Below are 24,153 nucleotides of genomic sequence, written 5' to 3'. Positions count from 1 at the left end.
AGAGCAATCGAATAGCTATGAAACCAGTGGTGTTTTTGTTGTTTATAATGACTTTTCAGGTTTCTGTAGGTCAATTTACGAACACCGATGTAGTAGCAAAGATTAAACCTAAAGAAGTAGATGGGGCTGTTTCTCTTACAGGAACAGCCACCAATACTTCTGAAGTGTATAAGAGTTTGAGTTACACGATGACTGTCTTTAGAACAGATGATCAAAATAACTTAACAAAGAATAGTCAGCAAGGAAGATTTACACTGGAAGCAAATGAAGCTAAGGATTTATCAGTTACAACCGTAAATGCGGATGATACAGATAAAATTATAGTGCTGTTGTTGATTTATGAAGAAGAAAAAATCATAGGAAAAGACCGTGTGGCATTCAATGAAAAAATTGAAAAAAAGCCGGAACCTGTAGAAGAATCTTCTGATGATGGGATAGAACTCAAAGGGATTGTCATCGAAGAAACAAAAACAAAACCAGGAAGAGATTTCTATGAATTCTTTTATAATTCGTACACCTTAAATCAAATCAATGGTAGCAAAGTAGTGGGAGTTTACGAAACCTTAAGCTTTGGTAGGACCACTATACTAAGGGTAAAGATCGAAGACAATGTAATTCATCAATTTATCAGTAAACCAGATTTAGAATATTTAGAACAAATGTCAAAAGTGGCTATTAGAAAAGTATTTAAATATTTTAAAGACCTCAAAAAACAAAAAAAGGAGATCTTTCAGTATTGATAAAATTGAATAAATTGTAGTGTCAAATACAATAGGTAATTAGTTTATACCTATTTTAGCAGTCAGAAGTTTTAGGGTAGCTGAAAAAATTACAAAACAAACACATGAAATCATTTACAATAACCCTGGTTCTTATATTTTTGGCCTGTAGTTTTTCTTTTGGTCAGGAATTAGTATATCGTCCAATAAATCCTGCTTTTGGAGGTGATACCTTTAATTACCAATGGTTGCTTAGTTCTGCAGAAGCTCAGAATACCTTTACAGACGATGAAGCTTCGGGAGATGATAGATCAGACTTAGAACGATTCACCGAGAACCTAAATAGTCAATTACTCAATCAAATTTCTAGAACCCTGTTTAACCAACAGTTTGGTCAAGATGGGCTTACCGAAGGTACGTTTAGCTTTGGTACTCTTTTTATAGAAATTTTTCCTTCGGCTGAAGGATTGGTCATCAATATATTAGATACCAGTACAGGAGACCAATCCCAAGTTATAATTCCTAATTAATAATTAATGTACATTAGATTTAATAGAATACTCGCAATCATTGCTTGCGTACTTTTACTATCGGGATGCGGAACTTATTTTAATCAGCCTATTACCATAGAAAATGCCAGGATTGGAGAAGATTCAGATGTAAGTAAAACGCTTAGAGCACTTCCATCTCCAAAAGAACCAGTAGTAGTTGGGGTGTATAAGTTTAGAGATCAAACAGGGCAGTACAAACCTACAGAAGCTGGGAGTACGTTTAGTACAGCAGTTACTCAAGGGGCAACTACAATTTTGATAAAAGCATTAGAAGATTCTAAATGGTTTGTGCCTATCGAGCGCGAAAACCTTAGTAATCTACTCAACGAACGAAATATCATTCGTTCTACAAGAAAAGAATACCGAAAATCAAAAAATCCTAACGAACCACAGTTACCTCCTTTGTTATATGCAGGAATTATTCTGGAAGGTGGAATCGTCTCTTACGATACCAACATCATTACAGGAGGTTTGGGAGCTAGATATTTCGGAGTGGGTGCATCTACCCAATATCGACAAGATCGAATCACTGTGTATCTTAGAGCCGTTTCTACTTCTAGCGGGAAGATTTTAAAAACAGTGTATGTATCCAAAACAATTTTATCTCAGGCCTTAGACGCTAATTTTTTCAGGTATGTGCGTTTTAGAAGATTGCTAGAAGCCGAAACCGGATTTACCAAAAATGAACCTGCACAGTTGGCGGTTTCTGAAGCCATAGAAAAAGCGGTTGAAGCCCTAATTATAGAAGGAATCGAAGATAAACTCTGGGCAGTAAATGCAAATCAAGAAACAGTTAACAATCTGGTTCAAGAGTATGAAGCAGAAAAAGATGAAGCTCAAAATACAGGGCTGTACGACCGATATTTTAAAGAACGAAGAGGTAAGAAATCTGTATATCTACAAGGGGGTGGAGCATTAATCCGTGGAGACTATAATAACGCAGAATTATCCTACTCTGTAAAAGCGGGAGGACGATGGTATTTTAATCCCTATCTTAACATCCATGCTAATATAAGTAAGTTTGAGTTGAACAATCAGAATGCATTTTCAGAAGGATTTAATGCAGTCGATTTGAATACAGAACTGACTTTACTACCCTTTGAAAAACTGTCACCTTTCTTCTTCGGAGGGATAGGAAGTGTGAATAGCGATAGTTTTGATAGAACATTTTTCAAATTCCAATATGGAGGTGGGATCGAATATTTGGTTTCGGATAATATAGGGCTCTTGGCTAATGCTACTCATAACGTATTGTTAGGAGACGAATTAGATAATATAGCTCAAGGAAAAAGAGACGATCAATACTTTAATTTCTCTTTAGGATTAAACTGGTATTTCGATAATCCAATTAAAATGAATAAGGATGCGCGAAGAGCCAAAAAAATCGAAGAAAAAGAGCTGTATAATTTAAGACAAAGAAATAGAAAAGTTAGAAAAGAACGATCTTCTACCAACTAGTAGATGTGTTTTATCAGTTGTGCTGATTGCTTAGAATTAAAAAAAGAACAAAGTGAAAGGATTTATCTATAAAGTAATAGTAATCGTATTGGTTTTTTCTGCAGTTTCCTGTAGTGAAGATACTATTGATGTAGCAGGTTTAGGAACGGTAAGAGGAAGAGTGGTACGATCAGGTTCTAATGAACCTCTGGAAAATGTAAAAATCTCTACGAATCCAGGAACCAGTACTGTATTCACCAATGCGGAAGGGTTCTATGTTTTAGAAAATGTTCCGGCTGGTGATTACTCTCTAACTGCGGAGCGCGAAGGTTTGTTAGCTTCTTTTGAAGGAATTACTGTAATTGCAGATGCAGCCTTGGAAGTTGTTTTTGAGATGGATGCTGAAACGGCAGGGAATAGACCTCCTAATGCTCCGGTGCTACTTACACCAACTGATAATGCCGAAGATGTGCCTGTAGAAATAGAATTGGTTTGGAGTATTAGTGATCCTGATGATGATGAACTTACCTTTAGTGTAACTCTGCGTAACGAAGATAATTCTAATGTAGAGGTGTTCGAAAATATTACTGATACTACATTTACACTTTCTAATTTGTCTTTCAGTACAAAATATTTTTGGCAAGTAACGGCAAGTGATGATATTAATGATCCTGTAAATAGTCCTACTTTCGCTTTTGAAACCGCAGGTCCTCCAAATAATAGAATTATATATACTCGATTAGTCAATGGGAACAGTGTGATCTATTCTGCTGATGAAAGTGGTGAAACCGAAATTGCGCTTACAACTACTTCAAAAAATAGTTTTAGACCCAGAAGAAATGTGGCCACAGGTAAAATTGCATTTTTACAATCTGTAGGTTCGCAAACTCATTTGTTCATTATGAATGAAGATGGGTCCGATGTGCAGCAGGTTACTTCGCAATTAGGAGTAGCAGGTTTCAACCTCGAAGAGATAGATTTCTCATGGGACGCTAATGGATCTAAATTGTTGTTCCCGAATCAAGATAAATTATACTCGATTAATACTACAGGAAGTGGATTGGTATTGGTGTATCAAACCACCAATGGTAATTTGATTACGGAAGTAGATAAAAACGAAAACACAGGGATCATAGCCCTGAAGACAAATAACCTGGATGGGTATGAAGTAGAAATCTTCACTATCAACACTGCTGGAGTAGTACAAGCAACCGTTCTAACGGGTGTAACGGGTGCTGCTGGTGGAATCAATTTGTCTGTTGATGGATCCAGGTTGTTGTATACCAGAGACGTTTCTGGTGTAGAAAACACTAATTATAGAAGGCTTGATTCTAATATGTTTATTTATAGCTTTGGTGGAGATCCATTGGTAAATCTCTCTACAGATAAACCTTCTGGAACCAACGATTTGGATGCAAGGTTCTCGCCAAATGAGGCTTCAGTAATATATGTGAATACTTCTAATGATGGTATTTCTGCTAATAATATTCAGACTTTATTGATTTCTGATCTGGATAACAGAAATACACTTATCGAGAATGCTGCTATGCCCGATTGGGAATAGTGAGTTGTCTTTGAATAAATAGAGGTTTGAAAGAAGCAGTTTTTCGTTTACAATAAATCACTACTTCCTATTCGTTATTAGTGATTAATTCAATTATCTTTGCGCTTTAATTTTAATGACTATGAGCCAAGAAGTAAGTAAGCGATATGCTCAACGAGGTGTTTCTGCAGCAAAAGAAGATGTACACAGCGCTATCAAAAATATAGATAAGGGACTTTTTCCTAAAGCGTTCTGTAAAATTGTACCTGATTATCTTACTAATGATGAGGAGTACTGCTTGATTATGCATGCCGACGGAGCTGGTACTAAATCTTCTTTGGCTTATATGTACTGGAAAGAAACAGGAGATCTTTCTGTTTGGAAAGGTATTGCACAGGATGCACTAATCATGAATATCGATGACTTGCTTTGTGTTGGAGCCACAGATAATATCATGTTGTCTTCTACCATTGGAAGAAATAAAAATTTGATCCCGGGAGAAGTCATTTCTGCAATTATTAATGGTACCGAAGAGTTGCTTGAAGAACTCAAGTCCTTTGGAGTGCAAATTCACTCTACAGGAGGTGAAACTGCCGATGTTGGAGATTTGGTAAGAACAATTATTGTAGATTCTACAGTGACTGCTCGAATGAAACGTAAAGATGTAATCGACAATGCTAACATTCAAGAAGGAGATGTTATTGTTGGTTTAGCTTCTTTTGGACAAGCTACTTACGAAAAAGACTATAATGGTGGGATGGGAAGTAATGGTTTAACCTCTGCAAGACACGATGTGTTTTCGAAAATTCTGGCAGAAACATATCCAGAAAGTTTTGATCCATCAGTACCCTCAGACTTGGTGTATTCTGGTAAGACCAAACTTACGGATGAGGTTGAAGGTTCTCCAATCGATGCAGGTAAATTAGTGCTTTCACCAACCAGGACTTATGCACCAATTATCAAAAAGATTTTAGAGAAATTTGATAGCGCAAACATTCATGGTATGGTACATTGTAGTGGAGGTGCACAAACCAAAATCTTACATTTCGTAGATCATCTTCATATTATCAAAGACAATCTGTTTGATACACCACCCTTGTTTCGATTAATTCAGGAAAACTCAGGAACAGACTGGAAAGAAATGTACCAGGTGTTCAATATGGGGCATAGAATGGAATTATATGTATCTCCAGATATAGCCGAAGAAATTATTGCCATCTCAAAGAGTTTTAATGTAGATGCTCAAATTGTGGGTAGAGTAGAGGCTTCGGAAGAGAAAAAACTTACGATCAAAAGCGAATACGGGACCTATAATTACAGTTAATCTGATATCATCGAATCCGTATATTTTTTCCTTAATAATTCAAGTTTTGGGTGAATATATCTCTTGCAAAAGGGTTTTTCGGGATTCTTGCTATAGTATTGGACAAACTCCTCTGACGAAGAAACAAAATCGTTAAAAGGTAATGCCAAGGTGATGATAGGAAGCTCAAAATCACTTTGCAGGTCTTTTAAGATGCGCTGTATTTCTTCTTTTTTAGAGGTTTCAAAATAGTAAATAGCACTTCTGTACTTTTTTCTAAAACTATGGTTTGAAGTGCTTTTGTGGGTGTGTAGATGAATTTCTATTAGATCTTGTAACCGTATGATATCTGGATCATAGTGGATAATAACCGCTTCAGAATAGGCTTCAAATTCATCAAAACTACTGATGTAGCCTTGTTCTACAATTGTAACACCACGCAACGCATCAAAAACAGCTTCGGTACACCAATGGCATCCGCCACCTAGTCCTATCTTTTCTAATTTCATAGCATATAAAATTAATGCTTTTGTCGAAATGTATAAAAAACAACTTTGATGAGATACGTTGCATGGTTGAGTAAGTCCAGATTTCAGATTAGGATTTCAATTCCTGATCCGGTTTTTTAGTTTGTTCTTCTTCTGAGTCGTCTTGTTGTTTTTGCTCTACGAGTTCTATGGTATCATCACTATTGAACTTTCCCTGTTTCTTTTGGAAGAAAATAGGTGCAGGAACCATGGCGGCCATGATGATTAATGTAATTAATAGTATTCTTCTGAGTATTCTTTTTAATCTGCTCATTTTATGAATAGGTAATGACCCCTCGAAAACACAAAGGGTGCTGGGTTTTAAAAAAATAAATGAATGTCCTAGGCTGCGAGTGTTAGGAATACAACACTAAGCCGTGATACAATGAGCAGAATCTTCGTCAGGAAATACTTGTGGTGTACTAAAATTGATTTTCTTTCTAAGCGATAATGCTAGGTGAGGTGTGTGCTTTTTAAGAAATTTGCGAGCAACAGATGCATGCATATCAGACAAATCGAGAAGTGATTGCTGTATATGAATTGTAGAACGCTGGATTTCTTTGGATTGTACAACCTTTTCAAAACGAATAGTTCTTTTGGTATCCCTTGCTGTAACAGAGAGTAATTCGATTTCTACTCTTTTGGTTTGAGGAGGGGTGTACTGCGAATACCCGCCAAAACTAAAAATAGCAGCAAATAGAAAAAACCACTTGATTATCGGAAAGTTTTGATATGTACTTGTTCCGTTTTGTTTCATGACGCATTAAAAATACAACTTTTAAAAGAAAACGATAGTTAGAATGAAAGTAGAGTATAGGCTTTTCTTCAAAAAAGCTTACTTTTGTATATTCTACAGATTAGGACAATTTACGATGATTGATAAATTAAATATAGTTAAGCAGCGATTTGATGAAGTGAGTGATTTGATCATTCAGCCGGATATTATTGCGGATCAAAAGAGATATATTAAGTTAAACAAAGAATATAAGGATCTAAAAGCCTTGATGGATGAGAGAGATCGTTATATCGAATTGACAAATAACTTGAAGGAAGCCGAAGAAATTATTTCTGACGGTAGTGATGCCGAAATGGTAGAAATGGCTAAAATGCAGTTAGAAGAGGCAAAAGAAGAGCTCCCGTCTCTTGAGGAGAAAATCAGATTTATGTTGGTACCCAAAGATCCCGAAGATGCCAAAAACTGTGTGGTTGAAATTCGTGCAGGAACGGGTGGAGATGAAGCAAGTATTTTTGCAGGAGACTTGTTTAGGATGTATACCAAGTATTGCGAAGGTAAAGGCTGGAGTACTAGTGTGGTAGATCTTAATGAAGGAACCAGTGGAGGATATAAAGAAATCATTTTTGAAGTAAATGGTGAAGATGCCTACGGTACCATGAAGTTTGAAGCTGGAGTACATCGTGTGCAACGTGTGCCCCAAACTGAAACTCAAGGACGTGTTCATACCAGTGCTGCTACGGTTATGGTGCTTCCCGAAGCAGAAGAGTTCGATGTAGAATTGGATATGACCGAAGTGCGAATCGAAAGAACCACTTCAACAGGACCAGGAGGGCAGTCGGTAAATACTACCTATTCTGCGATCAAGCTACATCACGAACCTACAGGTATGATTGTGAGTTGTCAGGATCAAAAATCATCTCATAAAAACCTGGAAAAAGCACTGAAAGTATTACGTTCTCGATTATACGAGTTAGAATTGGCTAAGAAACAAGCGGCAGACTCAGAGAAACGTAAGAGCATGGTATCGTCTGGAGACCGTTCTGCAAAGATTAGAACCTATAATTATCCTCAAGGTAGGGTGACCGATCATAGGATTGGACTAACACTTTATGATCTAGGAAATATCATAGATGGCGATATCCAAAAAATTATAGACGAATTACAGTTGGTAGAAAATACTGAAAAACTGAAGGAATCAAACGAAGTTTTCTAGCCAGAGTTTCTTTTCTTATAACAACATAGGTGTTTCAAATTTGAAGCACCTTTTTTATGCTTGTTTATCAATAGTATTGGTAAGATCCGAAAGGATCAAATGTGTGGTTGGTTCTCCGTATGAAATGAGTTGATCAATAAATTTCTGCAAATGAATTTGATCTACAAGTATGGCTTTCAGGAAAATGTTGTAATTACCGGTAACTCTATATATTTCCTTGATTTCGGATAAAGAATTCCATTCTTTGGTAAAGGGATCCAGTTTACCACTATGCAGTTTTAGCATGATAAAAACTTCTAATCCGTATCCTAGTTTGGCATAGTCAAGGGTTATTCCATATTTTTTGATGATTCCTTCATCTTCCATTTTTTTAATACGCTCTCTTACAGAAGAAGGCGATAACCCTATTGTATTCCCTAATTCTACGTAGCTTGCTTTGGAGTTTTTAATCAACACATTGATTATTTTTAAATCTAATTGATCTACCATTGAATTTTTGGTTTTTTGTAAAATTACAATTTTTTAAGTGGTAAATATGTTTTAATTCGATTGATTCTTTTTCTTGGTATCTGCCTCAAGAAGTACTTTTGACCCATGGATATTTTTGTACTTGTTTTAGCTGTAGGCATCTTCGTGGGTTTTTTTGTTCAGACTATTCTTGGGTTTGGAGGTGCGTTGGTCGCTTTACCGATTTTACTATTCGCGATGCCAGTACCAGAAGCTATAGCATACCTTTCTATTTTTTATGTGTTCTCTAGTTTATATTTAATGCGGAAAGAATGGGAACATATAGATAAAAACCTATTAAAGAAAATGACGGTGTCTTCATTGATAGGGGTTGCTATTGGTGTTATCCTGTTAAGTTTTGCAAAACCGTTACTATTAAAAAAAGCACTAGGGCTATTTATTATTTTGTATGTTATTTATAAGTTAAAGGCTAATGCCTCATTTAGATTATCTAATAGCTTCCAATTTGTGTTCAGCTTATTAGGAGGTTTTTTCTCTGGGCTGTTTTCTACAGGAGGGCCTTTGTACGTAGTTGTGGTAAATGCATCTACACCTAGCGTGCATACTTTTAGAGCAACGATGTTTGGTATTTTGGCATTAGTAACCTTTGCAAGAATCCCTTTGCTGATAGCTGGAGGGATATTGCATATAGAGCAATTTAAATATACCTTAATGACACTTCCTTTCTTTGCGATGTCACTATTTTTAGGAAAATGGGTATATAAGGTGATCAACAAGGAGTTTTTGAGCAAAATGATTATGCTCATTCTTTTGTTGTCTGGTATTGTGTTGTTGATCAAATAAAATTCCTAGTTAGAATATTATTACGGATTTTTGTTTTTGATTTCACTTCTCACCAGCTTTCCAGAAGTGGTTAATTCGTTTTCTGTCCATCCTCCGGTTCCACTAGCTCCCGGGGTTAATGCAGCTGATGCTTCTTGTTTGTCAGCGATCGACCAATTACACCAGGATATTTTGTTTTGATCCAAAAAATCCCACCACGCCTGTGCTTCGGTAGTGTCTATAAAGCCATCTCCAGAGGCTTCGGTAACCCCGTATTCGGTTACAAATAATGCGATCCCTGCGTCTAATGCCTTTTGAGCTTTATCTCTTAAAAATTGTTTGTGGGTTGCTGCATAATAATGTAAAGTATAAGCAACATTATTATCATTAATTGTATTTCCGATAACTTCATCTACATCCTGAGACCAGGAGCGTGTTCCGCAAATGATTAAATTATCAGCGTCGTGTTTTCTTATTTCAGCGATAACCTGCTCGTGATAAGGTTTTAGAATGTCATTCCATGAAGCTCCAGGAAGAGGTTCATTGTAGATTTCATAAATCACATTAGGTTGGTCTCCGTATTTTTGAGCAACTTCGGCAAAAAATGTTTTAGCTGCTTCTACATGATCTTCGGCGTGATGACTGTGCCAATCAACTATTACATAAATGCCTTGTTCTATTGCGGCATCGATCACCGCAAAAATCTTTTGTTTTTCAATATCTGGTTTACTTAAATACCCATCGGCATCTTCCACACCCATAGCAGCTCTTACGATTGTAGAATTCCAATCTTCTTTTAACCATTGTACGGCTTCTTTTGTGTAGTATTGCCCCATCCACTGACTCCAAAATAAAGACATGCCTCGCAACTGAACGGCTTCGTTTTGTTTTCCAACAATTTGATTTCCGGAAACTTTGAGTAATCCATGTTTTTCTACAATCGAAGAGGAATCATCTGGTTCTTCGGTACCATCACCTCCGGTTGAATCGGTGTTGGGCATAGCATCCGAATCTGATTCGCATGCAATCACAAAAGAGGTAGTAAATATAAATAGGAGTAAGGTCTTCAGGATTCTCATAGTGTGAAAGTTCTATTTGGTTATGTTTGAAATAACGAATAGAAGTCTCTTTTAGTGTGAGATTTTGAAGTTAACTACTACTATTTATACAGAATTTATTTGTTATTTAATTTTGAGTTGCTTCCTCTTTCTTCTTGAATGAAACAATCACAAAATAAATTCCTGCGACAATAAAAGGAATACTAAGCCATTGACCAGTAGATAGTGAATCTCCAAGGGCTTCTTCGAAACCACCTTGGCTCTTTTTTACGTATTCTACTACAAATCGTACAGTCCATAGAAGTATTAGGAATACCCCAAAGATAAACCCTCTGTAGTTGCGTTTGTCTGTTTTCCAATAGATCAACCAAAGGATGATAGCTACAAAAACATAACCAAAAGCTTCGTATAATTGAGCTGGATGTCTGTAAGGTACACTGTCCAAAAGAGCCGAAAATTTCGGGTTATCCACTATAGCAGCATAGGCTTTATTGACATCTTTGATACCTGTTTCTTTTACGACTTCAAACTTGCTAATTCCATCTCGGATAAATTTCACTCCAAATGGAGAGTCACCTGATTCTTTCCCGATGATTTCAGAATTGAAAAAATTACCTAATCTCACAAAAATTCCTCCAAATGCTACAGGAATAACGATTCTGTCTAATACCCATAGGATATGTTTTTGTACTACTTTTTTAGAGTAGTAATACATGGCGGTAATGATCCCGATGGCAGCTCCATGACTTGCCAAGCCTTGAAAACCAATAAATTCAAATTTTGGAGAGAATCTAAAAGGTAATATAATTTCTAGCAAATGATTTCTATAATAATCCCAATCGTAGAAAAATACATGACCCAATCTAGCTCCAATTAATGTGGCGACCACGGCATAAATGAAGATAGAATCCAGTTTTTCCATAGAGATGTTTTCTCTGATGTAGATTTTCTTCATCAAATACCAACCCAGCGAAAAGGCTACAACAAACATCAGGCTATAAAAACGAATAACAAAAAAACCAAGGTCAATACCTTCTACGGGATTCCAGACAATTTTTGATAATATCATGGGTGGATTTATTTTTCGTGAGTAAATATAGGTATTTCTATCAGAAACTACTTAGCGGATTTTTAAGGAAATAATGAATAAATAATTACGATTGATTCATAGTATAAACAACAGATTTAACTATTTACTCTGTATTCGACTTTTTCTTTACCTCAGGAACGGGATCATACCCGCTTCCTCCCCATGGGTGGCAGCTGAAAATTCGTTTTATAGCCAGTACACTTCCTTTGAATAATCCGTGTTTCTGCAGAGCTTCAATAGTGTAATGAGAGCATGTGGGATGGTATCTGCAGGTAGCAGGAGTTAATGGTGAGATCAAATTTTGATACAATTTCACCAGTACCACAAAAGGAAATATGAGTACTTTTTTTATGATTTCCTTCACCTTCAAAACAATTAGTTCAAAGTGAATGTAGTTCCTTCTCGACTGTCCTTAAGTTGAATTCCCATTTCTGCTAACTCATCTCTAATCTTGTCACTAGTTGCAAAATCCTTGTTTGCTCTAGCTTCGGCTCTAAGTTTAATTAGGAGTTCTACTGCTCCAGAAAGCTTGTCAGTAGCATCAGATGACACTTCGTTTGCATTTACCAGGCCAAGAACATCAAAAACGAAATCATGCATGGTTTGACTTAATAGCGTTAGATCTTCTTCAGAAATGCCTGCCTTTTGTTCTTTAAGCGTATTGATGAATTTTACAGCATCAAATAGTTTAGCAATAAGTATTGGGCTATTGAAATCATCATTCATAGCCTCATAACATTCATTTCTCCAAGCAGCAACATCAAAACCTTGGGTGGCTTGTTCTGGTTTCAAGTTAGAAAGGGTTTGAAAAGCGTCCATAAGCCTGTAAAATCCTTTCTCAGAAGCTTCTAATGCATCATTAGAAAAGTCTAAGATACTTCTGTAATGAGCCTGCATCATAAAAAAGCGTACAATAGAAGGGTCAAACGCTTTATTAAGAACACTATTCTCACCTGTAAACAATTCTGCCGGGGATATGGTATTTCCTGTAGATTTCGACATTTTTTTACCATTCAAAGTAAGCATATTGGCATGCATCCAGTAATTAACCGGTGTTTTTCCGCAAGCAGCTTCTCCCTGGGCAATTTCACATTCATGATGTGGGAATTTCAGATCCATTCCACCTCCGTGAATATCAAATTGTTCGCCTAGGTACTTGGTACTCATTACAGTACACTCCAAATGCCATCCCGGGAAACCATCACTCCATGGAGCAGGCCATCTCATGATATGTTGAGGTTCTGCTTTTTTCCAAAGTGCAAAATCCTGAGGATTCTTTTTATCCGTTTGTGCTGCCAATTCTCTGGTGTTGGCAATCATATCCTCAAGATTACGCCCGCTTAGCTTACCGTATTGACTAGTTTCATTGAACTTTTGTACATCAAAATATACAGAACCATTAGACTCATAAGCAAAACCATTATCAATGATGGTTTTGATGATTTCTATTTGCTCTACAATATGCCCTGTGGCTGTTGGTTCAATACTAGGCGGGATGGTGTTGAATTTGGCCATCACATTATGGAAATCCAAGGTGTATTGTTGTACAATTTCCATGGGTTCCAATTGCTCAATGCGAGCTTTTTTAGCTATTTTGTCTTCTCCTTCTTCAGCATCGTTTTCTAAATGTCCAGCATCTGTAATATTACGTACATAGCGCACTTTGTAGTCAAGATGTCTTAAATATCTAAAAACAAGATCAAAAGAAATAAAAGTCCTACAATTCCCAAGATGTACGTTGCTATATACTGTTGGACCACATACATACATACCAATGTTACCTTCAGTAATAGGAGTGAAGGTTTCTTTTTCGCTGGTTAAGGAGTTGTAAATTTTTAATTCTTGAGTTTTGTACAAAGGAGCTGTCGCCATAATTTGTTAGGTGCCGAAATTAGTATTAAGATTAGAATGTTGTGTCTAGTTGAATGTAATCCAAAAATTCTCTTTTTGTAGCTGGATTTTTAAATTTTCCACCAAATTCACTGGTAACCGTGCTACTTTCAATGTCGCGTATTCCTCTGGAGTTTACGCACAAATGTTTTGCGTCTATTACACAAGCTACATCTTCAGTTCCTAATACCACTTGTAGATCTTGAACAATTTGCATCGTTAAACGCTCTTGTACCTGCGGTCTTTTGGCGTAGTAGTCTACAATACGATTCATTTTGGATAGTCCTACTACAGTACCATTAGAGATGTAGGCAACATGTGCGCGACCAACAATAGGTAATAAATGGTGTTCGCAAGTAGAATATACAGTAATGTTCTTTTCTACCAACATCTCACCATATTTGTAATGATTCTGAAACGTAGAGGCATCGGGTTTTCTTTGCGGATGTAACCCAGAAAAAATTTCATTAACGAACATTTTTGCAACGCGTTGTGGAGTTCCTTGTAGGCTGTCGTCGGTAAGATCTAAACCTAAGGTTTCCATAATATGTTTTACATCTTCTTTAATCAGAGCAATTTTTTCTTTATCACTAAGTTTAAAGGCATCTTCTCTAAGAGGGGTGGTTGCGCTAGTAGCTACATGATTATCACCTAGCGCTTCAATAGCTTCAAGGGCCTTGTCAATTTTCACACTTCAAATATTTAATATTCATAAAATCCTAGTAAGAATCACACTTCAAAATATATATTTGCACATAAATTTTTACAGCAGTGTGGTTTCCGTTTAGGATACTTTCATAACATAGTTTGCAAAGATACGATTTTGTTGATTTACTTAGTAAAAGCAATGTTAAACAATTACGTATTGTAGTTTTATTGTAGAAGTTCTGTATATTTAAATCCCAAATTTAACCGAAACACAAGAAAATTGTAGTTTCTAACGTTATATGACAATGGCAAAAAAAATATCTTTACCTCAAATTGCGTTGATCCTCTTTTTTATTGGAGTAACTCCTTTTTCTGGAGTTGCCCAGGTGGATTTTGATGTAGCGTGTCGATTTGCTCAACCATTTTGTTCTGATGCCGCTCAGGAGCTGACTTTTCCTAATATAACAGGAGAGGATATTAGTTTTCAGGGATTGGGTTGTTTGGATAGTACACGTAATTCTTCCTGGTATTTTCTTAGAATTGATGAAGCAGGAGAGTTGATTTTTGATATTCAACAATGGGTTGATGGTAATGATAACAGTCGATTAGATCGTGGAGAGCAGCAATTGGATGTGGATTTTATAGCTTGGGGACCGTTTACTACTTCTTTTATCAATTGTGAAGATGATCTGGCCCGAGGTTGTGATACAGCTGGAGATGATACGCCAAGACCTGCAGAGTGCGTTAACAATGTAGACGATCCGGATTTTTATACTACAGGCCCTTTGGGGTTAGATAATACCAATATTGTAGATTGTAGTTTTGCCAGAAACCCCGAGGAAGGGATCTTTACTGAGACTTTTACTATTCCAAATGCACAAACAGGAGAATATTATTTCATTTTGATCACTAATTTCTCTGATGAGGCTGGTGTAATTCAATTACAACAAACCAATCTTGATGAAGATAATGCTGGTACTACGGACTGTACAATACTAGAACCAGGAGTAGGTCCTGATATTGCTACCTGTGGAGAGTTCCCTATTTCTATTGAAGGACGTTTTCCTGGAGCAATTGTATATCAGTGGCAGTCTGCGCCTTTAGGGTCTACAGCATTTACTAATGTGGGCGGATTAACAGATACTCCAGTGCTAAGTGTTACTGCTGAAGGAGCCTATCAATTAATTGGGTATTCTGATACCGCTGGAACAACCGAAGTCGGGCGTGATGATTTATCTGTAGTAGATGTGTCTACTAAAGAAATTACAGTGACCGGAAATATTGCTGAAGAATCTTTTGCCGGGAGCTATACGATAACGGCAGAGGTTACTACAGCTCCTATAGATATACAAGCATTAGGGTTTACTGATTTTGAGTACCGATTAGATCGGGATATAGGTCAGGGATTCCGTGAGTATCGCGAGTATCAGTCTTCCCCAGTGTTTGAGGATGTTCCTCCAGGGGATTATCGGATTTTGGCCAGATATGCCAATTGCCCTTCTACAGAAAGAGAATCGGATATTATTATGATTTTGGGGTATCCTAAATATTTTACACCTAATGGAGATAGTTTTCATGATACTTGGCATATCATTAATATAGAAGATCAGCCTAATGCGCAGATTTACATCTTTGATCGTTACGGAAAGTTATTAAAACAATTACGACCAGGGGGTCTGGGGTGGGATGGAACCTATAACGGGAGAATCATGCCATCTTCTGAATATTGGTTTAGAGTAGAGTTCAATGAACCACGAGATCCAAACATGCGAAGAAGAGTATTTGCGGGGAGTTTTTCCCTGATACGATAAAACACAAAAAGAGCTTCCAAATAGGAAGCTCTTTTTGTTTATACTATTTATTCAATCTCTTAAAAATTCATTCCAAGAGTAAATGTGTAATTGTCTTTAAAGGTATCTACCACTGCAAAATTGGTAAAGCCTGATCCTGGAAAAAACTGTTCTTGCCTTTGTTGATCAGTATAATCGTAAGCAAAATCAAATTTGAACTGGCCAAAATTGTAACCGAAGCCAACAGAATATCCGTTTTTATCACTTAGGATGCGATCATCTTTGTATGGACTTTCTTCATAACTGTATCCTGCTCTGATACTCCAGTTTCCATTTCTCCATTCAGTTCCTAAGCGAATAATGGCAACATCTTGTAATGCAGTGTCAATATCACCATTCACTCCGGCAAAATTTACACCGTTGTCAGAACTTAATTCTATTGAAGTATAATCTTTGTAAGAGTAATCCAGACTAATTAATCCTTGCTTACCAAAAATTAAGGCAGCACTACCCGTATAGGTTTCGGGTGTTCTTAGTTTGTACTCTGGGAAAAGATTAATGATGTTGGGATTTACCACAGCGGTTCCATCTGCATCACTAAAAGTTTCCAAACGTTGAACAGTTTCCTCTTCAATATAATACCAAGTAGGGGATTCGTATGATGCACCCAGACGCAATATATCAGATACTTTTGCAATCGCTCCGAACTGTGCTGAAAATCCAGCCCCATTGGTGGATAATCTATTCGTAAAAATTACCTCATTTATATTGCTACCTGCGTTGTTGTTTCCTTCAAAAAACTCAGTGACTCTATCGTAATTTATAAAATGAGTATTCAAGTTAACTCCTACATACAAATCGTCATTAATTTGCGCTCCTCCATTAATAGTGAATTTACCGTTAAGACCTGTGCTTTCTACAATGTATTCCTGATCAAAAACACCTGATGCGATATTGGAAACATATGCTGTGTTATCTGGGTCATCAGGATCTACAGCATCGATGACGAAGGCTTCATGTCCTAAAAAGGCCTGTTGTACGCCAAAACCTTCAGTTTCTCCAAGAAAGGCATATAGGTCATTTACAGATTCACCAGTTCTGCGTGTAATTAAATCCAATGGTAATCCTTGGGCTTCTGCAAGAAAAAAGCTGTCGATAGAATTTGTGCTGCGACCAAAGCTTACAAATTCATCCGCATTATCTGCTGTTTGCTCATAAGCAAGACCAAGAGAAAAGCGTTTGATATTAGAAGAGGAGTGACTGTTGTCGTAAACCAATACGGTTCCCAATTGATTAAAATTGATATTAGTGTCACTTTCGCTGGCAAATCCATCAAAATAGCGAGCCTCATTTATAGTTCTTGTAGATCCAAGCGTTATTGATCCATAGGAGTTTAAGAAAACTGCCGATCCCGCTGGGTTAATCTGAATAGATGACAAATCTCCTCCCAAGGCTCCAAAGGCTCCACTCATTCCTCTAAATCGAGCCGTACCCAATACATTTTGTTGCGAGTATCGCAGTGCATCTGTAATATCTTGAGCGTTCAGAAAAGACATAGATAGGACACCTATGAACAAAAATAGTTTTTTCATTTTGTACAAATTTAGATTTACAGAATGTCTGTGTTATGATGACATTCTACAAATAGAATTGATAAAGATCAAGGTGTTTTTATCCTCTTCCTCTACTTCTGCTACCACTACTTCTTGAAGAGGATCTGCTTCCTCCACCTCGGTAACCACTGCTTCTTGAGCTTCCTCCTCTAGAGTAGCTACCACGGCTTCTCGAAGATCCTGAAGAAGGGGTGTATGATCTGCTTCTGTTAGAAGAACTACTGCTTCTTGCTCTAGATCCAGAACTAGAGTATGTTCTGGAGCTATTTCCCACAGATGATCTTGAACGTGTTCCGTAACCTGATCCATTAGAGTAGCTAGAGCTACGCGATCTGCTTGATGCATCAGCAGAAACTCTTCTGCGATTTGTATATCCTTGTCGAGTTCGACTATAATTAGTGCTTCGAGAACGATTTGCATAGGTTCTTGATCCTCTATAGCGACTCCTAGATGTATTATATCTACTGTTGTATCTACTCCCGTTATACGCAATATATCCGTTTCTTCTTCCGCGATTATATGCGATATATCTTCCACCACGATAAAAAGGAGCTCCGTAGAATCCTCTACCGTAAAATCCTGGGCCATAGAATCCGGCTCCATAAGGTGGGCACCAAAATCCTCCGCCGTATCCAAATCCGAATCCAAATCCGCCGAATCCAAATCCACCGTATCCAAATCCCCAAGGATCATAGAAACCGTTCCATCCCCAACCAGGGCCATAGAAACCGTTCCATCCCCATCCAAGACCCCATCTAGGACCCCAGCCATTCCATCCGGTATTGATTAGATTTACATTAACTTCTGTGGGGTTACTTCCCCAAGAAGGATTTCCTACTTCATAATTTAGTGCGGTTGCGGTAGTGTCTGCCGCATCATATCCTTCACTTGAGTAAGAGTCGATATCAGTAAAAACTTCATTCTGTTCGACAACATCATCAATTTGCGCCGACTTTTCAGAAAAGTAACTAGAATAATAATTGGATTGATTATTAGGTTGATTAGCTGTGTTATTTCTTGGAGTTTCTACATTTCTCTGGCTTCTGGCTTCTCCATATATTCCATCATCGTAAGGTACATATTCATATGAGCCACAAGACGTCAACAAAAATGCGCTAGCCAAAAGTAACACTCCAATGGCTCCATTTTTCTGAAAATAATTTTTAGGTCGCATATCTTCTTATTTTATTGTTGAACATTACAAATTTAGTTAGTTTTGCGCTAACAAAATTTTATTTAACAATGTCACAACATTTGTGCCAAATAATAGTTTATGGGTAAGAATTTAACAAAGCGTAGCGAAGATTATTCAAAATGGTATAACGAATTGGTCGTGAAGGCCGACTTAGCCGAGAATTCAGCGGTAAGAGGTTGTATGGTAATCAAGCCCTATGGATATGCTATTTGGGAAAAAATGCAAGCGGAGTTAGATAGAAAATTTAAAGAAACAGGGCACCAAAATGCGTATTTTCCATTATTTGTGCCTAAAAGTTTGTTTGAAGCCGAAGAGAAAAATGCAGAAGGATTTGCGAAAGAATGTGCAGTAGTAACTCACTATCGATTGAAAACAGATCCGGACGATGCTTCAAAATTAATCGTTGATCCAAAAGCCAAATTAGAGGAAGAGCTGATTGTTCGGCCTACTTCAGAAGCAATCATCTGGAATACATACAAAGGCTGGATACAATCTTATCGTGATTTGCCAATTTTAGTTAATCAATGGGCGAATGTGGTACGATGGGAGATGAGAACGCGTTTATTTTTGCGTACAGCAGAGTTTTTGTGGCAAGAAGGTCATACTGCGCATGAGACTAGAGAAGAGGCAATAGCAGAAACCGAACAGATGAATAATGTGTATGCGGATTTTGTAGAGAATTTTATGGCGATACCTGTGGTAAAAGGTAGAAAAACGGAAAGTGAGCGTTTTGCTGGGGCAGAAGACACCTATTGTATTGAAGCATTGATGCAGGATGGGAAAGCGCTTCAGGCTGGAACCTCTCATTTTTTAGGGCAAAATTTTGCAAAAGCCTTTGATGTAAAGTTTACTTCTAAAGAAGGAAAGCTGGATTACGTTTGGGCAACATCATGGGGAGTTTCTACCAGATTGATGGGAGCATTGATTATGACACATAGTGATGATAATGGGCTTGTGCTACCTCCAAATCTCGCGCCAATACAAGTGGTGATTGTACCAATATACAAGGGGCAGGAACAATTGGATCAAATTTCTGAAGTAGCCAATGAATTGGTTGCGGATCTTAGATCAAAAGGAATCACGGTAAAATTTGATAATAGAGATACGCATAGACCAGGAGCTAAGTTTGCACAATACGAGTTGCAGGGTGTGCCATTAAGGATCGCAATTGGCCCTAAAGATCTGGAGAAAGGTACTGTAGAATTGGCAAGAAGAGATACGTTATCCAAAGAGTTTGTGAGTAAAGATAAAGTTGTGGATACTGTAGATGCTTTGCTTAAAGAGATTCAGGAGAGTTTACATCAAAAGGCTACTCAATATAGAGATGAGCATATTACTGAAGTTAATTCTTTTGAAGAATTTAAAGAGGTTTTAGAGAATAAGGGAGGATTTATTTCTGCGCACTGGGATGGTACTGCAGAAACCGAACAAAAGATAAAAGAGCTTACAAAGGCTACAATTCGATGTATTCCTTTTGATGCTAAAGAAGAAAATGGTACTTGTGTGTATACCGGTAAACCGTCTAAAGTGAGGGTTTTATTCGCAAAGGCATATTAAGTTTTAGAAAAAAATAAAATAACACTTGCGCCATTAAAAAATAGTTGTATTTTTGCATCCGCAATTAGGCAAACAACTATGGCCCGTTCGTCTATCGGCTAGGACGCCAGGTTTTCATCCTGGTAAGAGGGGTTCGATTCCCCTACGGGCTACGAAGATTAAAATTAATTGCAGATTAATAGTGAAAGCTGTAAATTTGCAATCTTTGAAAAAAGAAAAAATGGCCCGTTCGTCTATCGGCTAGGACGCCAGGTTTTCATCCTGGTAAGAGGGGTTCGATTCCCCTACGGGCTACAAATTTTTAGTAGTAAGAAATTTAATTAGCAAAAGAAGATGGCAAATCATAAGTCAGCGTTAAAAAGAATTAGAAATAGCGAGACAAAGCGTCTTAGAAATAGATATCAGCACAAAACTACACGTAATGCTATCAAGAAGTTACGTGAAGCTGATAAGAAGGAGGCAGAGACATTGTTCCCTACAGTTGTTTCTATGCTTGATAAATTAGCGAAGAACAACGTTATTCATAAGAATAAAGCCGCTAATTTAAAGTCGAAGCTTGCAAAGCACGTAGCTGCTCTTTAATTAAGAGTAAGCATTGAAAAAGTATATAAGCTCTTCCTGAAAAGGAAGGGCTTTTTTTGTTGTTTATGTATATCCTTTGATGTGTGTTGTTATTACATAATAGGTCGAACGTGAACATTTTTAGAACAGTAACTTCCTGTGCTGACTTGCTCCTTGGTGATCTCTATTTTTTGTTTTTCTCTTCAATCCATCTAGACATATACTCTGTGCTGCGTAGGGTGTGATGTTGTAGCATGGACCCAATAAAATTCTTAGAACGGTGCTTGGGTAGATTCGCAATTAGATCTTCAATGGTGTTGTAAAAAGAATTCGTGAATTTTTCTTTTTGAAAACGAGTATTAATGATTTCGATTCCATTTTGCTGAGACTGTCGCCATAAATTTTCATTGGTATACAGTCTTATAGCTGCTTTGGCAAAAGCAAGTGGGTCTTCTTTTATAAAGCCATTCCAGTCCTGATCGTCATCAAGCATGCCTTCGCTACCTATAGAAGTGGTTACGCTAGGGGTCCCGCAAAGCATAGCATCTGCTAGTTTCCCTTTTATTCCGGCACCAAAACGAAGAGGAGCCACACAAACTCTTGCATTTTTGATCACTTCTTTCGCATTTTCTGTCCATCCTTTGATGATAAAACCGTCTTTTGTGTTGTGTAATTGCATGGCTTTTGGGGGAGGATAGGCTCCATAAATGTGTAATTCTGCTTTAGGAAGTTCTTTTCGAATCAGAGGCCATATATCCTCTTTAAGATATAAAATACTATTCCAATTAGGTCCATGTCGAAAATTACCAATAGTTACAAAATGTGTCCTTTCTTCGTATAAAGGCCATTTCTCTATAGTGGTCGAGGTGATACTTGGTAATAGAAAAGGTAGATAGTGCAATAACCCATCATTGATACTGAAGGTACTCTTCAAAAGTTCCATTTCATAGTCTGAAATGATCAATGAAAGATCCGAACGATAAATGCTAGCTATTTCTCTTTTGGTGATCTCTTGGTCCAAAAGGTCTTGATGTTCGAACTTTTTACCTGTTTTCAAAAAAGCTTCTCTGGTTTTTCTAAGGCAGTGTAAATCTTCTGTATTTAGAATTCTCAGGGCGTTAGGACATGTATTAGTCACTCTCCATCCAAATTGTTCTTCGATCATAAATCGATCGAATATAATGATGCTTGGATCTAATTTTTTTAGAATAGTATCAAAACTAGAGTTATTGACTTCTATAGTTATTTTTTGAATTCCGATACTTTGCAAGTCATACATATTTTCGGAAGGGTTTGCCGTGCTCGCAAAAGTAATTTTGAACCCTTTTTCTAGTAGTAATTGTATGAGTTGAAGCATTCTGCTGCCTGCAGCAGACGACTTAGGTTCTGGCCAAACGGATCCTATAATAAGTACATGCTTCATGATTACTAGTATCAAAAAAGCCTCAGATAACTGAGGCTTACTTATATTTTTAAAATAGTTTCTTTATAGCTTAGAGAAAAGTGCTTCCATTTTTTCCTTTTCTTCTCTGGCAAGCTCCTGATCTACTAAAATTCGACCACTGTGCTCATCGGTAATGATTTTTTTACGAGAAGCAATCTCCATTTGAACTTGAGGAGGAATAGTAAAGAAAGAACCTCCAGAAGCTCCACGCTCGATAGGAACTACTGCTAATCCATTTTTTACGTTACTTCTGATTCTTTTGTAAGCAACAATTAAACGCTCCTCGATTTCTTTCTGAAAATCTTCTGATTTTGCGATCAATGCTTGCTCTTCTTTCTCGGTTTCTGCTAGGATAGCATCAAGCTCACCTTTTTTGTGAGATAAGTGCTCATTACGCTCGCCAAGTTTGTCTTTGGTTTGTGTGATGATTTCGTTTTTCTGAACGATCTGCGCTTTGTGCTCTTTGATGTGCTTTTCTGCCAATTGAATTTCTAACTCTTGAAATTCAATTTCCTTGCTTAGTGAGTTATATTCGCGGTTGTTTCGAACATTTTTTTGTTGCTCTCCGTATTTTTTAATCAAAGCTTTAGCTTCTTCGATCAAATTTTTCTTGTTTTTGATACTATCATCGATAGTTTCCAGATCCGCAGTAAGCTTTTCTAATCTTTTATTTAATCCGGCTACTTCATCTTCAAGATCTTCAACTTCTAAAGGTAGTTCTCCACGTACGTTTCTGATCTCATCAACTCTAGAGTCAATTAATTGCAAGTCATATAATGCTCTTAATTTTTGCTCAACAGTAACTTCTTTCTTTGCCATATTTTACAGGTATTGAATTGGATTGGTGTTTTTATCCGATAAAATGATTGCAAAATTACTGATTTTTTTTCTAAGATAGCTAACAATTAGATTTTTTGTGTACTGTTCGCTTTCATAATGCCCAATATCAGCCAATATTAGCTTTTTTTCAGCCTCGTAAAATTGGTGATATTTAAGATCTGCAGTAATAAAAACATCAGCACCTGCTTTTTGTGCATTTTTTATAGCAAAGCTACCGCTTCCTCCTAATACAGCTACTTTTTTGATGGGTTTTTCCAATAACTGAGAGTGTCTTACACATCCGCTCTTAAAGATTTTTTTGATGTGCTTTAGGAAATCTAATTCATTCATAGCATCTGGAAGTTCGCCAATCATTCCCATCCCTATATTTTGATTGGTATTTTCAAGGGTGGTCACTTCATAAGCCACTTCTTCGTAGGAGTGATTATTAAAAAGAGCTTTCAAAATAGCGCTTTCCAAATGTTTTGGAAAGGTAACCTCAATTTGACTTTCTTTTTCGGTATGCGTTTTTCCAATTTCTCCGATAGAAGGATTTGCGGTCTCAGAAGCTTGAAATGTTCCTAAACCTTCACTAGAGAAACTACAATTAGAATACTTACCAATAGTTCCTGCTCCAGCTTCAAATAGTTTAGACTTCAATTGATCGGCTTCTGCCACAGGAGCATAAGTGACCAGCTTCTTAATGGTTTTTTGCTGTGGAATTAATATCTGTCGGTTGATTAATCCTAATTGTTCACAGATCATGTCGTTTACTCCGTGTATGGCGTTGTCCAAAGCAGTATGAATTGCAAATATGGCTATATCGTGTTTGATCGCTTTGGTTACTACACGATCAACATAAGTCTTGCCATTGAACTTTTTGATTCCTTTAAAGACGATAGGATGGAAACTAACAATCAAATTACAGTTGTTTTCAATAGCTTCGTCAATTATAACTTCTAATGTGTCTAGAGTTACTAAAATTCCTGTAACCTCTGTATCCGGTGTTCCTACCAATAATCCAACATTATCAAAATCCTCTGCATAAGATGTTGGTGCCAAAGCTTCTAAATGTTGAATAACCTCTTTAATTAACATTGTGATTTCTTTTTATTAAAAAATGAAATGTAAAAAAACTTTTAGCAATAATCAAAGTTTCGTTTTATACT

The 24,153-nt window shown here is 37.0% G+C and carries 24 protein-coding genes and 2 tRNA genes; 12 read left to right on the top strand and 14 right to left on the bottom strand.

Translation table 11 applies throughout. The annotated features are described in order from the left end of the window. Nucleotides 1-17: 17 nt before the first annotated feature. From ACXAGJ_RS07615 to ACXAGJ_RS07595, 5 genes are all read left to right on the top strand, one after another. Entirely contained in the window at nt 18-740 is a 723-nt protein-coding gene (locus tag ACXAGJ_RS07615; RefSeq protein WP_474838590.1) for a CsgE family curli-type amyloid fiber assembly protein, read from the top strand. Nucleotides 741-844: 104 nt separating this feature from the next. After that, a complete protein-coding gene (locus ACXAGJ_RS07610) occupies nt 845-1,249 on the top strand; it encodes a curli production assembly/transport component CsgF (protein WP_474838588.1) in 405 nt (134 codons plus the stop codon). 6 nt (nt 1,250-1,255) lie between these two features. Further along, the gene (locus ACXAGJ_RS07605) at nt 1,256-2,728 is read left to right on the top strand and encodes a CsgG/HfaB family protein (RefSeq protein ID WP_474838586.1); all 1,473 of its coding nucleotides are present in this window, start codon (nt 1,256-1,258) and stop codon (nt 2,726-2,728) included. Nucleotides 2,729-2,780: 52 nt separating this feature from the next. After that, on the top strand, nt 2,781-4,271 hold the full coding sequence (locus tag ACXAGJ_RS07600) for a carboxypeptidase regulatory-like domain-containing protein (RefSeq protein WP_474838584.1): 1,491 nt from the start codon (nt 2,781-2,783) through the stop codon (nt 4,269-4,271). A gap of 121 nt (nt 4,272-4,392) precedes the next feature. After that, nucleotides 4,393-5,574, top strand: coding sequence for an AIR synthase related protein (locus ACXAGJ_RS07595; protein ID WP_474838582.1), 1,182 nt, complete (start codon nt 4,393-4,395; stop codon nt 5,572-5,574). Here the strand turns inward: ACXAGJ_RS07595 and ACXAGJ_RS07590 are convergent. From ACXAGJ_RS07590 to ACXAGJ_RS07580, 3 genes are all read right to left on the bottom strand, one after another. Next, entirely contained in the window at nt 5,571-6,062 is a 492-nt protein-coding gene (locus tag ACXAGJ_RS07590; protein WP_474838580.1) for a peptide-methionine (S)-S-oxide reductase, read from the bottom strand. The two genes, ACXAGJ_RS07595 and ACXAGJ_RS07590, sit on opposite strands and share 4 nt — an antisense overlap. A gap of 88 nt (nt 6,063-6,150) precedes the next feature. Next, nucleotides 6,151-6,354 (bottom strand): hypothetical protein, encoded by a 204-nt coding sequence (locus ACXAGJ_RS07585; protein WP_474838578.1) that lies wholly within the window; start codon nt 6,352-6,354, stop codon nt 6,151-6,153. 96 nt (nt 6,355-6,450) lie between these two features. Next, nucleotides 6,451-6,837 carry a hypothetical protein gene (locus tag ACXAGJ_RS07580; protein ID WP_474838576.1) on the bottom strand — a complete coding sequence of 129 codons (387 nt, stop codon included), beginning with the start codon at nt 6,835-6,837 and terminating at the stop codon, nt 6,451-6,453. 115 nt (nt 6,838-6,952) lie between these two features. Here ACXAGJ_RS07580 and prfA point away from each other — a divergent pair, with 115 nt between their 5' ends. Beyond that, the gene (gene prfA, locus ACXAGJ_RS07575) at nt 6,953-8,029 is read left to right on the top strand and encodes a peptide chain release factor 1 (RefSeq protein ID WP_073317649.1); all 1,077 of its coding nucleotides are present in this window, start codon (nt 6,953-6,955) and stop codon (nt 8,027-8,029) included. Nucleotides 8,030-8,083: 54 nt separating this feature from the next. On the opposite strand, the gene ACXAGJ_RS07570 is transcribed toward prfA, so the two are convergent. Next, entirely contained in the window at nt 8,084-8,518 is a 435-nt protein-coding gene (locus ACXAGJ_RS07570; protein ID WP_474838574.1) for an Lrp/AsnC family transcriptional regulator, read from the bottom strand. Between the two features lie 105 nt (nt 8,519-8,623). Here ACXAGJ_RS07570 and ACXAGJ_RS07565 point away from each other — a divergent pair, with 105 nt between their 5' ends. After that, on the top strand, nt 8,624-9,340 hold the full coding sequence (locus ACXAGJ_RS07565; protein ID WP_474838572.1) for a sulfite exporter TauE/SafE family protein: 717 nt from the start codon (nt 8,624-8,626) through the stop codon (nt 9,338-9,340). A 20-nt stretch (nt 9,341-9,360) separates the two neighbouring features. Here the strand turns inward: ACXAGJ_RS07565 and ACXAGJ_RS07560 are convergent, their stop codons facing one another. The 5 genes from ACXAGJ_RS07560 to folE form a co-directional block, all read right to left on the bottom strand. Next, on the bottom strand, nt 9,361-10,398 hold the full coding sequence (locus ACXAGJ_RS07560) for a glycoside hydrolase family 5 protein (RefSeq protein WP_474838570.1): 1,038 nt from the start codon (nt 10,396-10,398) through the stop codon (nt 9,361-9,363). Nucleotides 10,399-10,504: 106 nt separating this feature from the next. Continuing rightward, on the bottom strand, nt 10,505-11,446 hold the full coding sequence (lgt, locus tag ACXAGJ_RS07555) for a prolipoprotein diacylglyceryl transferase (RefSeq protein WP_474838568.1): 942 nt from the start codon (nt 11,444-11,446) through the stop codon (nt 10,505-10,507). A gap of 124 nt (nt 11,447-11,570) precedes the next feature. After that, on the bottom strand, nt 11,571-11,822 hold the full coding sequence (gene yidD, locus ACXAGJ_RS07550; RefSeq protein ID WP_474839002.1) for a membrane protein insertion efficiency factor YidD: 252 nt from the start codon (nt 11,820-11,822) through the stop codon (nt 11,571-11,573). Nucleotides 11,823-11,842: 20 nt separating this feature from the next. Next, the gene (gene cysS, locus ACXAGJ_RS07545) at nt 11,843-13,339 is read right to left on the bottom strand and encodes a cysteine--tRNA ligase (protein WP_474838566.1); all 1,497 of its coding nucleotides are present in this window, start codon (nt 13,337-13,339) and stop codon (nt 11,843-11,845) included. A gap of 31 nt (nt 13,340-13,370) precedes the next feature. Then, nucleotides 13,371-14,048, bottom strand: coding sequence for a GTP cyclohydrolase I FolE (folE, locus tag ACXAGJ_RS07540; protein WP_474838564.1), 678 nt, complete (start codon nt 14,046-14,048; stop codon nt 13,371-13,373). A gap of 262 nt (nt 14,049-14,310) precedes the next feature. Here folE and ACXAGJ_RS07535 point away from each other — a divergent pair, with 262 nt between their 5' ends. Continuing rightward, entirely contained in the window at nt 14,311-15,816 is a 1,506-nt protein-coding gene (locus ACXAGJ_RS07535) for a T9SS type B sorting domain-containing protein (RefSeq protein WP_474838562.1), read from the top strand. Nucleotides 15,817-15,875: 59 nt separating this feature from the next. On the opposite strand, the gene ACXAGJ_RS07530 is transcribed toward ACXAGJ_RS07535, so the two are convergent. Beyond that, nucleotides 15,876-17,387, bottom strand: a complete 1,512-nt coding sequence (locus ACXAGJ_RS07530; RefSeq protein WP_474838560.1) for an OmpP1/FadL family transporter — start codon at nt 17,385-17,387, stop codon at nt 15,876-15,878. Between the two features lie 79 nt (nt 17,388-17,466). Continuing rightward, on the bottom strand, nt 17,467-18,582 hold the full coding sequence (locus ACXAGJ_RS07525; protein WP_474838558.1) for a hypothetical protein: 1,116 nt from the start codon (nt 18,580-18,582) through the stop codon (nt 17,467-17,469). 99 nt (nt 18,583-18,681) lie between these two features. Here ACXAGJ_RS07525 and proS point away from each other — a divergent pair, with 99 nt between their 5' ends. From proS to rpsT, 4 genes are all read left to right on the top strand, one after another. Beyond that, nucleotides 18,682-20,160, top strand: a complete 1,479-nt coding sequence (gene proS, locus ACXAGJ_RS07520) for a proline--tRNA ligase (protein ID WP_474838556.1) — start codon at nt 18,682-18,684, stop codon at nt 20,158-20,160. Between the two features lie 80 nt (nt 20,161-20,240). After that, nucleotides 20,241-20,312 (top strand) — tRNA-Glu (locus tag ACXAGJ_RS07515). Nucleotides 20,313-20,382: 70 nt separating this feature from the next. Further along, nucleotides 20,383-20,454, top strand: a tRNA-Glu gene (locus ACXAGJ_RS07510). 39 nt (nt 20,455-20,493) lie between these two features. After that, nucleotides 20,494-20,742 (top strand): 30S ribosomal protein S20, encoded by a 249-nt coding sequence (gene rpsT, locus ACXAGJ_RS07505; RefSeq protein WP_073317281.1) that lies wholly within the window; start codon nt 20,494-20,496, stop codon nt 20,740-20,742. Nucleotides 20,743-20,905: 163 nt separating this feature from the next. Here the strand turns inward: rpsT and ACXAGJ_RS07500 are convergent, their stop codons facing one another. The 3 genes from ACXAGJ_RS07500 to ACXAGJ_RS07490 all read right to left on the bottom strand — a co-directional run bounded on the left by ACXAGJ_RS07500 (nt 20,906) and on the right by ACXAGJ_RS07490 (nt 24,082). Further along, nucleotides 20,906-22,144 (bottom strand): glycosyltransferase, encoded by a 1,239-nt coding sequence (locus ACXAGJ_RS07500; RefSeq protein ID WP_474838553.1) that lies wholly within the window; start codon nt 22,142-22,144, stop codon nt 20,906-20,908. A 63-nt stretch (nt 22,145-22,207) separates the two neighbouring features. Then, the gene (locus ACXAGJ_RS07495) at nt 22,208-22,984 is read right to left on the bottom strand and encodes a zinc ribbon domain-containing protein (RefSeq protein ID WP_474838551.1); all 777 of its coding nucleotides are present in this window, start codon (nt 22,982-22,984) and stop codon (nt 22,208-22,210) included. 3 nt (nt 22,985-22,987) lie between these two features. Continuing rightward, a complete protein-coding gene (locus ACXAGJ_RS07490) occupies nt 22,988-24,082 on the bottom strand; it encodes a Nif3-like dinuclear metal center hexameric protein (protein ID WP_474838549.1) in 1,095 nt (364 codons plus the stop codon). Nucleotides 24,083-24,153 lie beyond the last annotated feature (71 nt).

This window comes from Aquimarina sp. AWH4_224, from assembly GCF_056160245.1.
Note: the sequence above shows the minus strand (reverse complement) of the source record. Positions and strands in the feature narration are given on the sequence as shown.

Bases quoted from the DNA above. Each gene is read 5' to 3' on its own strand.
- ACXAGJ_RS07535 (WP_474838562.1), top strand. From the start codon at position 14,311: ATGGCAAAAAAAATATCTTTACCTCAAATTGCGTTGATCCTCTTTTTT.
- ACXAGJ_RS07525 (WP_474838558.1), bottom strand. From the start codon at position 18,582: ATGCGACCTAAAAATTATTTTCAGAAAAATGGAGCCATTGGAGTGTTA.
- ACXAGJ_RS07585 (WP_474838578.1), bottom strand. From the start codon at position 6,354: ATGAGCAGATTAAAAAGAATACTCAGAAGAATACTATTAATTACATTA.
- ACXAGJ_RS07490 (WP_474838549.1), bottom strand. From the start codon at position 24,082: ATGTTAATTAAAGAGGTTATTCAACATTTAGAAGCTTTGGCACCAACA.
- ACXAGJ_RS07605 (WP_474838586.1), top strand. From the start codon at position 1,256: ATGTACATTAGATTTAATAGAATACTCGCAATCATTGCTTGCGTACTT.
- ACXAGJ_RS07495 (WP_474838551.1), bottom strand. From the start codon at position 22,984: ATGGCAAAGAAAGAAGTTACTGTTGAGCAAAAATTAAGAGCATTATAT.
- ACXAGJ_RS07530 (WP_474838560.1), bottom strand. From the start codon at position 17,387: ATGAAAAAACTATTTTTGTTCATAGGTGTCCTATCTATGTCTTTTCTG.
- ACXAGJ_RS07570 (WP_474838574.1), bottom strand. From the start codon at position 8,518: ATGGTAGATCAATTAGATTTAAAAATAATCAATGTGTTGATTAAAAAC.
- lgt (WP_474838568.1), bottom strand. From the start codon at position 11,446: ATGATATTATCAAAAATTGTCTGGAATCCCGTAGAAGGTATTGACCTT.
- ACXAGJ_RS07560 (WP_474838570.1), bottom strand. From the start codon at position 10,398: ATGAGAATCCTGAAGACCTTACTCCTATTTATATTTACTACCTCTTTT.
- proS (WP_474838556.1), top strand. From the start codon at position 18,682: ATGGGTAAGAATTTAACAAAGCGTAGCGAAGATTATTCAAAATGGTAT.
- cysS (WP_474838566.1), bottom strand. From the start codon at position 13,339: ATGGCGACAGCTCCTTTGTACAAAACTCAAGAATTAAAAATTTACAAC.
- ACXAGJ_RS07615 (WP_474838590.1), top strand. From the start codon at position 18: ATGAAACCAGTGGTGTTTTTGTTGTTTATAATGACTTTTCAGGTTTCT.
- rpsT (WP_073317281.1), top strand. From the start codon at position 20,494: ATGGCAAATCATAAGTCAGCGTTAAAAAGAATTAGAAATAGCGAGACA.
- ACXAGJ_RS07500 (WP_474838553.1), bottom strand. From the start codon at position 22,144: ATGAAGCATGTACTTATTATAGGATCCGTTTGGCCAGAACCTAAGTCG.
- ACXAGJ_RS07565 (WP_474838572.1), top strand. From the start codon at position 8,624: ATGGATATTTTTGTACTTGTTTTAGCTGTAGGCATCTTCGTGGGTTTT.
- ACXAGJ_RS07595 (WP_474838582.1), top strand. From the start codon at position 4,393: ATGAGCCAAGAAGTAAGTAAGCGATATGCTCAACGAGGTGTTTCTGCA.
- ACXAGJ_RS07580 (WP_474838576.1), bottom strand. From the start codon at position 6,837: ATGAAACAAAACGGAACAAGTACATATCAAAACTTTCCGATAATCAAG.
- prfA (WP_073317649.1), top strand. From the start codon at position 6,953: ATGATTGATAAATTAAATATAGTTAAGCAGCGATTTGATGAAGTGAGT.
- ACXAGJ_RS07610 (WP_474838588.1), top strand. From the start codon at position 845: ATGAAATCATTTACAATAACCCTGGTTCTTATATTTTTGGCCTGTAGT.
- ACXAGJ_RS07590 (WP_474838580.1), bottom strand. From the start codon at position 6,062: ATGAAATTAGAAAAGATAGGACTAGGTGGCGGATGCCATTGGTGTACC.